This window comes from Bacillus sp. FSL P4-0334 (genome assembly GCF_038004825.1).
In the GTDB taxonomy this organism is placed as follows: Bacteria; Bacillota; Bacilli; order Bacillales; family Bacillaceae; genus Bacillus; species Bacillus velezensis.
On sequence record NZ_JBBORX010000001.1, the window covers coordinates 3,123,609 to 3,139,461 of the forward strand.

Sequence of the window (15,853 nt, forward strand, 5' to 3'; positions counted from 1 at the left end):
TCATAGCTACTCCTTGGCTTTCTTGAGATTGCTAACAACCCTTGTACTGGCCCATATACTGTTTCAGAGTTTCATCCGCCACGTAAACCTCCTTGTATTGCTGTTTAAGATGACAAAAGCGGACATCGTTGCTGATGTCCGCCTAAAGCTAACTAATTGGGTTCTGTTCCCCAAATCAGTTTTCCTTGATGATATAATGTGATTTTTTTCGTTGTTTTAAACGTATTTGATTGGAAAAAGGAATAATCGCCGCTTTGTGCATAATTGCTCCAGTCATCATTGTGAAGACGAAGCTGAATATTCCCTGTGCTTGCTCCCGGTGACAGCGTTCCTGTTTTAAACCCCAGTTCCAGATAGGTATCTGCACCTTGCTTAGGTTTATGCAGCGTCACAAATTTGTGGGTCAGATTGCCGCATCCCATCTGCGCGTAGTCACAGTCAAAGTTTTGGCCTTTGTTTTTCACGTTATACCAGTAACGGGCAGTGACATCTTTTAAATCAACCGTCGCATTGCCGTTATTTTTTATGTGAAGCTGCGGGCGGATTTGATTGCTGTTCACAAGCCCATCCCCTGCTTTGTATTGTACAGAAACGCCTTTTTCCTGTGTGGGGTTATCTTGTGCTGGCGTTTCAGGGCCGTCCTTCGTTGAATCTTTAGTGCCGCGAATGTTTTCTCTTACGAATGTTCCTGAAGCAGTTAAATCTGACAGCGGCCAGCCGCCTGTTTTAGATGCTCCCGGCTTTAACGCTGAGGATGATTCCTGCTTATCAGAAAGATTCCAGTTCACCCAGCTGATTTTCTTGCTGTCGAGATAATTCAGCCATTCCCGCGACTGGTCAAGGAATATACCGCCATTTCCAGACGCGTCGCTTGTTCCCCATTCCGTCACGAAAATAGGCGCTCCTTTGCTGAGTGCGTAGTTTGCTTTATCCCGTAAAAATTGGCCATGTGTGCCGGCATAAAAATGAAGCGCGTACATGACGTTTGCATCTTTTAACTGGTCATCGGCAGCATCATTCACATCCTGGCTCCATGTACCGGTTCCGACAATGATGATGTTGTCTGGATCATTTTTGCGGATAACGGAAATCACTTCTTCCGCATACGGTTTAATATCACGCTTCCAGTTCACGTCACCGTTTGGTTCGTTTGCAATTTCATAAATGACGTTTGGCGTGTTTCCGTAAAGACTTGACATCTCCTTGAAAAATTCTTTTGCCTTCTCTTTATTTTGGTTTGGGTTGCCGTCATTTAAAATATGCCAGTCAATGATGACATATATCCCAAGTTCTTTTGCCGCTTCAACCGCTTCTTTTACTTTATTTTTCACGGACGGGTTGTCAATATAACCGCCATCTGCCGTATACATCGCCGCGCGGAAAACGGTTATGCCCCAATCGTCTCTCAGCCATTTTAAGCTGTCTTTATTGACGAAATCGCCATACCATTGCAATCCATGTGAACTGATCCCTTTCAGTTGTACCGCTTTGCCATCTCGGTTTACAAGTTGTGTACCTTTTATGCTAAGCTGACCATTCTTGGCTACTGGCGTTTTTGTCCCTGCTGCTGATGCCGGCGAAGGCAGCAAGCCGCCCATTGTCAATACCGCAATCAATAAACACGTAATAAAAACAGAAATTGACCGTTTCATATCTGATCTTTTCCTCCTTCGCATCATTTTGGCTCTTTCTTATGAGCTCGAACTCATTGTAAAAATCTTTCTCATGATTGTCTATCAACCTAATTTCTTGTTTTTGGGAGGTGTAAAAGCCTGTCAATTTGCTCTATCTCTATTGAATAAGACACACCTGACACATATAGAACAAAGAAAACCGGGCTGAATCGGGACTTTACACGTCATTTTTCAATCGAATCGAAAAATTAAATGTATTTCCAACGTAGACACGCTGAATGTGATGAGTCTCAATATGGCATTGAATCTTATGATTGCTGTAAGAAGACGAGTCCTTGTTAATTTAAGGTTGATGTAAGGTTCGGATTAATACGGGTTAAGGTTGGAGTTGTACAATAAGATTGTACTTCAGTGAGGGATTCAGCCAGAAGAATTCCCCCTTCAATAAATCATAGAGGTGAAAAGGTTTGAGAGAAAATAAAATTTTGTCTTCATTATGTTACTTCAGTATATTTTTTGCGCCGTTTCTGTTTCCGATTATCGTCTATTTCTTAGGCCAGGACGATGTGAAATATCATGCGAAAAAATCTTTGTGGACGCATCTGATTCCTTATTTGATTTTTGTAATTGGCATCATCGCTTCAGGTTTACTTGGTATGAATGACATCAGGCACGCCGGGCCTTTCCTGCTTGCGACTTATGCTGTTACATTCCTTGTGGCGATCTATTTTTTCATTTGGAACATTGTCAAAGGAATCAAAGTGTTTTCGGAACAATAGGAAAAAACGGTTCTGTTATTAATCAACAGAACCGTTTTTTTGTATAGCCATTATCATAATTGTATATCTATCGTTGTCCCTTCTCCCGCGGTGCTGTGAATGGTGATGTCCCCTCCGTGCTTTTGGATAATATCCTTTGCTATGGCCATTCCAAGACCAGAGCCTGCATGCGTCGTTCCTGTATTTGTCCCCCTGTAATAGCGATCAAACACTTTTTCCAGCTCCTCTTCTTCTATCCCTTTGCCGTTGTCCTTAATTGTCACATGAGTTCGTTCTTTTTGTTCAAGCTGTACAACGATCTTCACATCAGGATCATTGTGAACGAGGGCATTTAAAATGAGATTCGTGACCGCTCTCCTAATCAATATCGCATCAAGGTTCAGCATCAGCTTTTCCACGTTCGTTTGAAGCTCAATGGACTTATCCGCATATCTAGAATCGTTTAACATATCAATTAACGTTTCCCGCAGCAGCGATACAAGGTTTACCCGCTCTGTATGTAACATCACATCGTTGTTTTTCAGCCTTGTCGTTAAATTTAAATCTTCCATCACATCTTTCATATAGAGGGATTTACTCTCAATGATCTGGGCGTACTCTCTGATCTGTTCGGCTGTTAGATGGTAATTTGGATCTTGAATGATTTCTGCATAGCCTTGAATAGATGTTAATGGTGTTTTAATGTCATGAGAAATATGACTGATCCACTCTTCACGCATTTGCTCTAATTTATCTTTTTCTTTTTTGCTTGAAGATAGTTGTTCCGATAAATGATTGACATTATAGAAGACATCTTTATAAATGCCTTTGGATTTCATTTTGATCGTATAATCTCCATTAGCTAACCGCTGGATTCCTTGAATGACACGGCCGAGCGGTTTTGTGAGCTGCCGGCTGAATAGATAGCCAATGACTAACGCGATCAATGCATCTATTGATAATAATATGATGGTCCCTGCATTGAACTTCGTCACAAATTCCTTGGTATCATATGAGAGGACATATTTTCCGAGAGAGGGATTTTTAAACCCTATAAAGTAACTGTACTCCTTGCCGTTTACTTTTTTTCCGCCGGCGTAAATGGTTGATAATAATCGTTCATCCTTATATTTATGTAAATTTACAATTTCAATAGGCGTATATTTTTTCTTCAGTCCTTTAGGTTCTCTATCATGATAAACATCCTGTCCGTTTTCATCTAATATTTGAATCCATGCATTCTGCTCTTTTAAAGCTTTTTGGCCCTCTTTGTTTACTGTGATACCATTGTTCGATAACGTGACATATTGTCGGAATGATCTTGTGAAAGTTTCCGGTGTACTTTCTTCGTCATGTTGGCTGTTCGCCTGGAAAACGAGCCAAAACATAAAAATAAATAAATTAATGAAAACTGTAATGATGGTCACGATAATGACAGAGACCATATATCTGCCTGTTAATCGCCAATTCATCCTTACGCATCCTTTACAACAAATTTGTAGCCTAACCCTTTCACAGTGACGAGAAAGTCTGGTTTTGATGGGGTGTTTTCTATTTTCTCACGGAGCCTGCGTATATGAACCATCACCGTGTTGTCAGAACCGAAGAAATCTTCTCCCCATACAGCTTGATAGAGTGTTTCTTTACTGATCACCCGATTGGGATGCTGCAGAAAATAGGTCATAAGCATAAGTTCTTTAGGTGTTAACTCAATAGCCGCTCCATTTTTGGTGAGCTCGGCTTGTTGTTGGTTTAATTCAAATGGCCCTTTTTTTATTAGGGTTCCGGTTTGAGAAGGCTGTAAGTAAGAGACCCGTCTCAGCTGCGCTTTGACCCGGTATGCAACTTCCTTAGGGCTGAAGGGTTTTGTAATGTAGTCGTCCCCGCCGATGGCAAGACCTACAATTTTATCCGTTTCCTCCCCCTTTGCAGACAAAAAGATAATAGGAACGTGTGAAATGTCTCTTATTTGCTTGCAGATATCATAGCCTTCACCGTCTGGCAGCATGATATCCAATATCACCAGATCGGGATTTTCTTGATGAAATTGAGCCAATCCGTCACGGGCAGTCGAAGCGGTGATCACGCGATCAATGCTTTCTCTTATTAATACGGTTTTGATCAGTTCCAAAATTTCTTTTTCGTCATCTATGATTAATACTTTGCTGTGAAGCCGTGACATATATTGATCACTCCTTGAAGTCATTGTCATTATTATACCCAATGTCTGTGTATCGTTAAAAAAATCAACACTTCTATCCCACAGAAAATAAGCCAATTTTCTTTTTCAAGTAAGAAAATTGGCTTATTGCGATGCTGATGCCTTTAACGCTTTACAACAAATGTTGTCACGCTTTGAGCCGGCAGATGGGCCCAAAAATGATTGTCCGTTACTTTGAGATCCGTTCCAGGTTGAAGATTGCTGCTGCTGCTCGTGATCCATCTGGATACTTGCGAAGCAGTTCCATTCTGCAATACGAAGTTTTGGTTGACCCCTGTGTTATTTTTATTAATGGCAACAATCACGACCTTATTGTCTCCTTTATAGGCTGACACGTAAACATTCGGTTCAGGATTTTTCGTTGCATCAATCCTTACATAGCCAGGGCGCACAAATTTTGAGAAATGAGCCATATTGTATCCGCGTTTGCTGATCATCCCATCTTCTTTCATAGGGCCGTATGATCTGCGGATGTACCACCACACATAAGCTTGAAAATCTCCCTCTACCATTGAATGGTGAATATGCTCTGAAACACCTAAAGCCTCAGGCCAGCGATCCGCTGAATTGTTGTCACTATTCGGATAGTATACCTCCGTCATCCATAGCTCTTTCCCTCCTCCTTTTTGTTTGAAAAGAGGATAAGGAAACTGACTGACCTGAGTGCCGTACAGGTGGGTTCCGAGGATATCCATATTCCTAAGCGCCTGCGGATCGTTCAAAATGGGGTCCGATATATTTTTCAGGTATTGAAATGATTCCGGCGCAATCACACGAGCATTAATGGAACCGGCATTCTCTCTCATGAAACGCAGGATTTCTTGGGGCGTCCACCATGTCCATTCGTGAGCGTAATCAGGCTCGTTTTGCATAGAAATCGCATACAGATTCACACCATTACTTTTCATGAAATTAACGAAATCGTTAAGATGCTGCGCGTATGCGGCGTACTTATCGTATCTCAGCCGCTTAGCTGTTGTGTCACCATTATGATTGAAAGTCTCAACCATATCGTTTGGCGGATTCCAAGGGGAAGCAAAAACGATTGCTCCATGTTTGATTGCACTCTTTGCAGTCTCCACTTCCTTGTACCAATTATTTCTATTTTCATCTACATGAATTCTTAAGACCGAAAAACCTAACTGATTCTGTCCATTGCCAAAAGCGGTCTCCCGTTGAGCCGCAGTCAAGTCCCCAATCCAAGCCGGGTGGTTCATTCCTCCAAAACCGCGAATCACTTGTCTATCTGCAGATATATTAACTGTTGCATCACTTGCTGCTGAAACTTCAGTAACTCCCGGTCCTAAGAGCATGACGGACAGCATTGTGAAACATACCAATAATACACAAATTGTTTTTTTTACGCTCGATATCATTTTTTCCTCTCCTTCATATGTCGTTTATGGACTTAGAAAACGTACCTTTGTCTCCCTTTGCTTATCTTTGTGTAAACTGCCAGTAATCGAAATTAAACAAGTTTCCTGTACCAGTTCCGGTAAATACAAAGAATACGTTGTGAACACCGGATGCGCCGCTTACCGCAGTTTCTATTTCTCTCCAAGATTGCGTTCCGCCTGTGGAAGGGACATTCAAGGTTCCGACAAGCTTACCGTTTGCACTATCTAGCCGCACTTCTATTTTCCCGCCAAGAGCGGACGCTACATTTGCTTTAAACGTCCTGGCGCCGCCTGACCCGAAATCTGCATTTCCAACAGCAATCCAGTCTCCGTTATGAATGTTTGTGACATGTTGATTATTGACCGGGCCGCCGGGTGCTGAGGATGCCTCTGTCAAAATCCGTCCGTTCCAGGCAAACGTTTCCGCTTCTACGCGGTGATATGGATTCAAATTGGATAGCTGTTTGACACCTGCAAAATTTGCCGCTACCTCTTGCAGGGAGCCATCTGGATTATGCACAAGCTTATTAATATGGGGAGAACGGTAACCTTTGCCGGCCCCGTAAAGAGCGGAGCTGACAGTTTGAGTATGATACACCACATACCACTCGTTTTTAAAATTGAAAACAGCATGATGATTGTTCCCGCCGCCTCCGAAAAATGCTCCCGGATTTTTCAGAAAGTGCCCTCTATACGAAAAAGAATCCATAGGACTTGAGCTGGTCATATAACCGATCTCACCTGGAGGTTTATCGGCCGGGTGCGCGCCCCCGAAATTGATACAATAGGAATAGTAATATTTTCCGTTATACTTATGCATTCCCGAATCTTCAAACATAAAAGGCGCATCAATCGTAGACGCACTTCCGGCAACACTGGTCATATCAGGACCTAATTTCATGACTCTTGCTGTTTTAGGATTGGCCCATTGCCCCTGTGCGGGATTTGAACCGCCCGGAACGCCTCCGCCGGCATATAGGTAACCGGTACCATCATCATCTACGAATACTGCCGGATCAAAAAGCCATACAACACCGGACATTCCTGGCGTATTTGGCGTTACCAGCGCTTTTCCGATCGGATCGGTCCATGGGCCGGTCGGGCTGTCTGCGGTGAGAACCCCGATACCTCCGCCGCCGTTTGCGAAATAAAGGAAAAATTTATCCTTACCATTGATCTTTTTCACCGCGGCTGACGGGGCCCATGATGCTCCTGCCCATTTGGCAATCCCCCGGCCGCCATTCGCCCCATTGGCACCCGCTGCGGGAATCGTTCCGTGATCTGTCCAGTTCACCATATCCGCTGAAGATATGACGGATATTTTATTCAAATTGGCAAATGAATTATCCTTAATCGTGCCGTCGCTATTATATTCATAGTCATCGCTTGACATATAGATGTAGACTCTTCCGTTATAAGTCAGCGCAAACGGATCTGCGCCCAGATGATGGTCAATAAGCGGATTTGAATTCCCAACATGTTTTGCAATTGGAGTGCTTACCGCATTCGCATATTCCCCAGGTAAACAGCTCAATAATAAAGCAAGGACCCATAGGCATACCCAACATTTTTTACACATAACTTAACGCTCCTCCTTTTTTTAAAAATTTAGGCAACTTTTACCATCTGAGAACAAATTGCAGTACCCGCAGTAAAAAGCAGACTCCGCAGTTAAGCAACTCAATAATAGAGCTAGTACCCATAAACATACGCTACACTTTTTTCTAATAACTTGACATCCTCCTTTTTCCTTAAAATGTATGATGATTTTTTTACCATTTGATGACAACTGGTCATGGAGAACGGCTCTGGAGTAAGCCTTGCGAACACAGGAGTATGACTCTCGCCTTTTTAATAAAAACGCCGCTGACTGTCATCCAGCGGCATTTTACACTGGATCATTTACATGTTGTCAAACTTCGTATTTCCCGCAAATGATCCCATTGACAGTTGTTCTTCAAGAACAAGTCCGTGATGATGCCGTTCTTCAATCCGTTTAATAATAGATCGAATGGCTTCCGCATTTTCTTCGATATTGTGAGGTTCAAAGATCGTCACGTGATCTCCTTTTAATTTGTACTCAAGATAATGCTGTGCTGTTGATTGTGTCCAGCCCCTATCATCGGTTACATCGCCGCATAGCAAATGATGGATGTTGGCGTTAACGGCGCCGGAATTGATCACTTCATTGTGGTACGCAAGATAGCCTCTGATTTTATCCTTAATCGAAGGAATGGTTAATATTTCTCTGTAATAGTCCGGAATAATGTCCATATTCAGATGGACGATCTCTTCGATTTCCTCTTCCGATAAATGAGTTACAGAAGTGGTTATTTTAGAATCCAGCATAATCACATCAGATACGGTGCGGCCTCGCTTCTCCAAAGCTTTGGCAGCCTCAAAAGCCAAATTCGATCCCGAAGAGTAACCAAGCAAAACAAAAGGCCCTTGTTCCTGAATGCGTATCATGCTTTCTGCATATCGGTCAACGATTTCTTTCTCATGAGACGGCTCTTCTAAGAAATCAGCAGCATAGACGGTGCTGACGCCGTCAAGTCTTTTCGCCATTTCATTATAAACGAGTCCATATCCGATTAAAGGCGGGAAACAGAACACAGGGATTGAATCTTCCTGGTTCAGCTTGACGAATACGTTATGATCCGTCTCGGATTCGAAAACTGCCGCTTGAATGGCGCGTGCCATTGTTTCGATGGTAGGAAAATCGTATACGGCTTGATAATGCATGTTGAGTCCCATACCGGCGTTAATTTGATGAATGAGCTGCAATACTTTAAGTGAATGGCCGCCAACGTCAAAGAAGTGATCTTTAATCCCGGGGTCAGGCAGAGCTAAAATATCCTTCCATATATCGGCCAGCTGCTTTTCAATTAACGTTCCTGGCGCTGTGTATTCGGTTCCGGTAAGCCTATTTCCCTCAGGAGCCGGCAAAGCTTTTCGATCGATTTTTCCATTAGCAGTTATCGGCATCTTCTCTACTTGTACAAAATAAGCCGGAATCATATACGCAGGCAGTTTGTTCAGCAAATGACGCTTCAGCTGCGCCGTATTTAATGACTCGTCTCCTGACAAGTAAGCACACAGCTGCTTTGAGCCCTCTTTTTCAATCGCGATGACGACCGCTTCTTTGACAGCATCGAGTTGTAATAAAGATGCTTCAATCTCGCCGAGTTCTATCCGGTAGCCTCGGATTTTCACTTGATGATCAATTCGTCCCAAATACTCGATATTTCCGTCCGGCAGCCATCTTGCCAAGTCGCCTGTCCGGTACATCCGCTTCCCTGCTTCAAATGGGTGAGCTGCAAACTTCTCAGCTGTCAGCTCCGGACGGTTCAAATAGCCCCGAGCGAGCCCGTCTCCGGCGATACACAGCTCTCCTGCCACACCGAGCGGCTGGAAATATTCCGATCCGGGCTGTACGATGTACAATTGAATGTTGGAAATCGGTTTACCTATCGGAACGGAGTTAAGCGTTTCTCCCGCTTCACATTCAAAATACGATACATCGATCGTCGCTTCGGTCGGTCCGTATAAATTAATGATTTGAGCCTCGCCCGCCGGTGTGATCATGCGATGAAACCCGGCAACGTGCGCAGGCGTCAAAGCCTCGCCGCTTGCAAATACATATTTTAATGACGCCAGCTTTCTCTTTAATTCCTCGTCGGATTTCTGCTCCATGGACTCAAGAAAAGCATGCAGCATCGCAGGCACAAAATGCATAATGGTGACATTTTTCTGCGCAATCGTATCTAAAATGACGTCAGGGTTCTTTTCTCCTCCGTTTGACAGCAATACCGCTTTAGAACCAGTCATCGACCACCAGAACAATTCCCACACCGATACATCAAAGGTGATTGGGGTTTTTTGCAGAATGACATCCTGCTTATCCAGCGGGTAATGTTCCTGCATCCAAACGAGACGGTTGATTACGGATCGGTGTTCCACCATAACCCCTTTCGGTCGGCCTGTTGATCCCGAAGTATAGATAACATAAGCTAAGTGATTCGGTCCGGCCGTCTGTTTCAAGTTTGAACCATCTTCCCAAGAGAATCGCGGATCTTCCAGGTCAAGCACTTTTCCCGTAAAAGGCACGCTTTTCCTCAAGTGACTCTGTGCTAACAACAGCTTCGTATCCGAATCCTCCAATATATAGTGAATCCGTTCTACCGGATAGCTCGGGTCGATCGGCACATACGCGCCGCCGGCTTTTAAGATTCCGAAGAGTCCTACGATCATTTCCAAGGAACGTTCGGCCATAATCCCGACCGGCTGATCCGGCTGCACGCCTTCTGATTGCAATGTCCGGGCAAGTTGATTCGCTCTTTCATTCAGTTCCCGGTATGTCAGCTGGCTTTCCCCGTATACGACAGCCGTTTGATCAGGCGTACGCTGTGCTTGTTCCTCAAACAATTGATGAAGCGTCTTTTCCTTTGGATAATCTGCTTCCGTATCATTAAATGCCTCTATAAGGAGCGAACGTTCATCTCCCGTAAGTATATCCAAGTCTTGGACGCGAATCGCCTGACTGTTCACCATCTGCTTAATGATTTGCATAAAATGCTCTTCCATCCGCTTGATACTTGCATGATCATAGACGTTGCTATTGTATACAAAATGAATGTCGATTTCTCCAGCCGGCATGACAATGAAATTGAAATCGTAATGGGTATGCTCTTCCATATGGAAATTGATAATGTCCAGCGCGTCACGATTCGGTTTCATATGCTCCATTTGTTTCTCGACCGGATAATTTTCAAATACCATGATATGACTGATCAGCTGCTGCTTTTGTTCGGTTTGAGCCTGAATTTCATACAACGGAAATGTATCATACGCCTGAGAAGCCAATGCCTGCTCCTGGCTCATTTTCAACACTTGTTCCACAGTCATTCCAGGCTGAGCGGTAATACGTACGGGAATGGTGTTGATAAATAAGCCGACCATGGATTCAATACCCGGAATTTCTGCCGGGCGTCCGGATACAACCGACCCGAAAACGACATCCTGACTGTTGTTGTATCTTTGCAGCAATAGCCCCCACGCACTTTGAATGAATGTATTCACGGTGACGTGATGCTTGCTTGCAGTCTGTCTGATTTCTTCTGACAGCTGCTTTCCGAGCCGGCATGCAAGCCTTTGTTTTTGATATTTCTTGGCTTGGTTTGAGACAGGTTCTTTCAGTAAAACGGTTTGTCCTTCATAACCGTCCAAATATTTTTGCCAATAGGCCAAAGCGTTCTGATGATCCTGGTCTTCCAGCCATTCGATATATCGGCTGTACGGGGTGACGGCTTCCCGCTCCGGTTGTCTTCTCTCAAGAAGCTCATAATAGGTTTCAAACACTTCTTTCGTAATAAGAGGCAGACACCAGCCATCCATTAAAATATGATGGAAGCTCCATATCAATCGGACTTGGTCGTCCTCTGTACGAAGGATTGATACGCGCATTAACGCATCTTGGGTAAGGTCGAATCCTCTTGCCTTATCTTTTTGTACAAAGCCGGCAATGAACTCGTTTCGTTGTTTATTCTTCATGCTTCGAATATCTTCAACAGTTATTTCGATCGGTTTTTTTTGGAATACGATCTGTAAAGGCTGATCTTTCCATTCCGTATAAAAATGAGTCCGGAGAATCTCGTGTCTTTCCGCCAGCTGCGACAAACTCATTGTAAATGCCTCAATATCCAAGTCGCCTTTGAGGTCAAAAGCGGCTTGTTCAAAGTAAGCTCTGGAAGCCGAATCGATTAAACTATGGAACAGCATACCTTTCTGCATGGGAGTTAAAGGATATATATTTTCAATGTCGCCGATATGCTGTGTTTGCTTAACAAATTGATCTAATTCCTCGATTGTTATGTCCTTCAGCGAAATATCGCTTGGCGTCAGGTGAATGTGTTCTTGAGCTGCGCAATGTTCGATGACTTCTTTTAGGCTGTTCTTTAAGAGAGCTGCACATGTTTCCATTGTTTCTCTTCGATATTGTTTACCGCTGTAACTGATGGCCAATGACAGCCGACCGTCTGAGATCATGCCGTTAATGTCAAGCGTATAGGCAATGGGGTGCCTGTCGCTCGCAATTTTCCCTCCGGAGTAAGGAGATACCTCGATTCCTCCATTTTCGAAATCTTGATCAAATTGTCCGAGGTAATTGAAGCTGATTTCCGGATGTCCGGTCCATTCTGATGCCTTCGGATGATCGGACAAATATTTCATCAGGCCATATCCTATTCCTTTTTGGGGAATCTGACGCAGCTGTTCTTTCACCGTCCTAATCCGCTGGGAGATGTCCCGGTCCGCCTGGATTTGAAGAGAAACCGGGTATTGGGTTGTGAACCAGCCCACCGTACGTGAAATATCAACGTCTTGAAAAACAGATTCCCTGCCGTGTCCTTCCAGATGAACATGAATTTCTTCATGCCCCGTCCAGCGATGAACAGCCATTCCGAGTCCGGTCAGCAATAAATCATTAATGTCAGTCGTATAGGCACGGTTCGATTTTTTTAATAAACGCTCGGTTTCTTCCTCTGTCCATTGGACGATGATCGTTTCCTGGTCTTCGGCCAGACCGGTCTCCTGCTCATTATCCTTTGGCAATTTGTGTTGCGAGATATGTTTCTGCTCAAGCCAATATTGATTTTTCGCTTCAAATTCCGGGCTTTCTGCATAACGTTTCAATCGTTCAGCCCATAACAGATAGGAATCCGTCTTCTTAGGGAGCGTGATCGCTTCTCCGTTTTGGAGCTGCTCATAAGTTGACGTTATATCCTCAAGTAAAATCCTCCACGATACGCCATCTACAACCAGATGATGAATCGCAATCAGCAAATGATCGCCATCCTGACATTGAAACAATCCCAGTTTCATGAGCGGACCATCGGCTAAATGGATGGATTGCTGAATGTCATTGGCTATCATTTCTATCGTTTCGGCAAGGTTGTTTTCTTCGAGTAAAGAGAATACGTCGAGGCTGAATAATTCTCCTTCACTGATCCCGCAGGTTCTGGCTTCGTATTCATGATCTCCCTGAACATAGACCATGCGCAAAGCATCGTGATGCTCGGCAATCTTCTTCATGACTTTCTGAAGCTTCGATTCGTCCAACCCCTCTTTAAAATAAAGCATGACAGATTGATTATAATGGTGCGGATCAGGGTATTGCCGGGCGAAAAACCAATGCTGAATCGGCGTCAATAAAGTACGGCCTTTGATTTCCCCTTGTTCTGCGATTCGGGTAACGGGCTTAATAAAAGGAGCAAGCCCGGAGATCGTCGGGTGTTTGAACAAGTGTTTGATGTCAAGCTTATACCCGGCTTGATATAAGCTTGAGGTTACCTGAATCGACTTAATCGAATCTCCTCCCAGCTCAAAGAAATGGTCATCGATTCCGACCTGTTCTGCGCCTAATACCGATTCCCACACCCCGGCCAGTATTTTTTCCAGTTCTGTCCGCGGAGCTGTATAAGGATTGCCGGTGAGATTTCCCGTTGGAGCAGGCAGCGCCTGACGATCTATTTTTCCGTTGGAAGTAAGCGGCATCGCTGCCAGCTGTACAAAATAAGCAGGGATCATATAGGACGGAAGCTGCCGGGACAGGTGCTCCCGAATTTCGCCTGCGGTTAAAGAATGCTGTGCGGTATAATAGGCGCACAAGGATGTTTCCCCGTTGGTTTCTTGTGCCGTAACGAGAGCTTCTTGAATCGGCGGTATTTGGAAAAATGCGGATTCGACTTCCCCGATTTCAATGCGGTAACCGCGGATTTTCACCTGGTGGTCGATCCGGCCTAAATATTCGATATTTCCGTCCGGCAGCCGCCTTGCTAAGTCTCCCGTCCGGTACATTTTCACCTCTGGTACAAAGGGGTGCTGCAAAAATCTTTCCGCCGTTAATTCCGCTCTGTTCAAGTATCCTCTGGCGATGCCGTCCCCGCTGATATATATTTCTCCCGGGACGCCGGCCGGCACCGGCTTCATGCTCTTATCCAGCACGAAAATGTTCATGTTGTCCGCGGCGGTTCCGATCGGCACTGATTCCCGTCTGTCGTTTTGCGGATCAAAGGAATAAATCATACAGCCGACGACTGTCTCTGTAGGCCCGTATTCGTTAAAAATTTCGATTTTTCCGCCGAATTTCCCGCTGATGCTACGGGCGAGCCGCGTGCTTAAATTGTCACCGCCGACAATGAATTTCCGAATGGTGCACTCAGCAGGGATATCTATCTCTTTCAATAACTGCAAGTGCGCCGGGGTCAGCTTGATAATATCCGCCCTTGAATCCTGAATAATGGAATCAAGCAAGGCAGTACTATTTTCTCCTCCGTAGACAATAATGGCATTTCCTGTAATGAGCGGAGTAAAAACAGATGTTATCGTCAGATCAAAAGCGATGGACGAATATAGGGGAAAGTTGGTTTTTTCCCCTTTGACATAGACTCGGCGGGCCCACCAAATATAATTGGTTAAGCCCTGATGCTCAATTGCCACTCCTTTAGGCTTGCCTGTGGAGCCTGACGTATAAATGACATAGGCCAAATCCTTCGTACTGCTGATCGGTTCCAGGTAAGAGCCGTCTTCGTGGTAAGAGCTTTCCTGATCGAGGAAAACCATTGTGCCCGCAAGTTCCAACTGTTTTTGAAGATGGCTCTGCGTCAGGACGATATCAGCTTGGGAGTCTTCTACTATATACTGTATGCGATGCTTCGGATAATCCGGATCAATTGGCACATAGGCCCCTCCCGCTTTTAAAACGGCCAGTATTCCCACGACCAGTTCGATCTCATGTTCGCAGATAATCGCAGTGAGCCGATCCGTCTTTACCCCCTTTTTCCTTAACGTTCGGGCTAATTGATTGGCACGTTCATTGAGCTGACGATATGTGAATTGCTTTTCTCCGTAAATAACGGCTGCTTGATCCGGTGTTCGTTTCATCTGTTCTTCGAATAACTGATAAACCGTCTTATCCCGCGGATATTCAGTTTTCGCAGTTTGATTGTCAACGAGAAGTGAATGTGTCTCCGATTCTGGCAAAATATTCACTTGACCGAGGGGGAGCTCAGGCTGAAATAATATGACAGAAAATAGCCGGTTTAAATGTCCGAGCACCTGCATCATATACTGACGATCATAGACTTGTTCATTAAAACATAACTTTATGTCAATCAAGTCTTCACCCATAGCAAACTGGAATAAAGCATCTGCAGCAGCCGTTTCTATGAAACCATCAGGATGAATTTGCTCTAGCGAAACGACTGTATCGATGATCGGCAAATGATTTGCATTGTAGTTCAGCCTCAGCTGTCCGGCCATTTTATCAAAGGGAACGTCCTGATATAAGATCGCTTCGTCCAGCGTATGTTTCAATTCATGGAAAATTGATTTAAACGTACTGCCGGAATTGATATGCTGTTTGATTAACATGAGCTGGTCTGAACGAAGATCTTCATCAGTTTCGTCTTCAAAGCTTGGAACCCCTGTAATCACGCCTTCTTCCCCCGTGTATTTGTATAAAAGGGATTCAATTCCGATCAGGAGAACCAGATAGACGGCCATTGGCGTTTGGTTCGTCATGGTCAGGATGCGCCGTGATACATCCGCACTCAATGAACTGTGAATACAGTCAGATCCACTTGTTATATCACGCTTTACTGTTGAGTCGGACATTTGAAACGAAGGGAATGCACTAGGACGGTCTTCCGTGTGAAACATTCGGCCCCAGAACAACTCCTGTTGTTTGAATTCTGACACTCATATCCCTCCAGTTGGTTTCATTCCTGTTTTCAGGCGACTGGCGGCAGCCGCGGCATTCATGCCGGGACAGCCACTGCCCCT

7 protein-coding genes are annotated in these 15,853 nt (G+C 44.4%); 1 reads left to right on the forward strand and 6 read right to left on the reverse strand.

Going from position 1 to position 15,853, the window contains the following annotated elements:
* Positions 1–152 precede the first annotated feature (152 nt).
* A complete protein-coding gene (locus tag NSQ37_RS15965; protein WP_099566769.1) occupies positions 153–1,652 on the reverse strand; it encodes a cellulase family glycosylhydrolase in 1,500 nt (499 codons plus the stop codon).
* A gap of 449 nt (positions 1,653–2,101) precedes the next feature.
* Here NSQ37_RS15965 and NSQ37_RS15970 point away from each other — a divergent pair, with 449 nt between their 5' ends.
* A complete protein-coding gene (locus tag NSQ37_RS15970; protein WP_014418041.1) occupies positions 2,102–2,413 on the forward strand; it encodes a DUF4870 domain-containing protein in 312 nt (103 codons plus the stop codon).
* 53 nt (positions 2,414–2,466) lie between these two features.
* Here NSQ37_RS15970 and NSQ37_RS15975 read toward each other — a convergent pair whose 3' ends face one another.
* The 5 genes from NSQ37_RS15975 to NSQ37_RS15995 form a co-directional block, all read right to left on the reverse strand.
* Positions 2,467–3,864, reverse strand: a complete 1,398-nt coding sequence (locus NSQ37_RS15975) for a sensor histidine kinase (protein WP_326252637.1) — start codon at positions 3,862–3,864, stop codon at positions 2,467–2,469.
* 2 nt (positions 3,865–3,866) lie between these two features.
* Entirely contained in the window at positions 3,867–4,574 is a 708-nt protein-coding gene (locus NSQ37_RS15980) for a response regulator transcription factor (RefSeq protein WP_098081452.1), read from the reverse strand.
* A gap of 143 nt (positions 4,575–4,717) precedes the next feature.
* Complete coding sequence (locus tag NSQ37_RS15985; RefSeq protein WP_042635241.1) at positions 4,718–5,989, reverse strand: glycoside hydrolase family 30 beta sandwich domain-containing protein; 1,272 nt, start codon at positions 5,987–5,989, stop codon at positions 4,718–4,720.
* A gap of 61 nt (positions 5,990–6,050) precedes the next feature.
* Entirely contained in the window at positions 6,051–7,589 is a 1,539-nt protein-coding gene (locus NSQ37_RS15990; RefSeq protein WP_326252828.1) for a glycoside hydrolase family 43 protein, read from the reverse strand.
* A 323-nt stretch (positions 7,590–7,912) separates the two neighbouring features.
* The gene (locus tag NSQ37_RS15995; RefSeq protein ID WP_122504040.1) at positions 7,913–15,769 is read right to left on the reverse strand and encodes a non-ribosomal peptide synthetase; all 7,857 of its coding nucleotides are present in this window, start codon (positions 15,767–15,769) and stop codon (positions 7,913–7,915) included.
* Between the last annotated feature and the right edge of the window lie 84 nt (positions 15,770–15,853).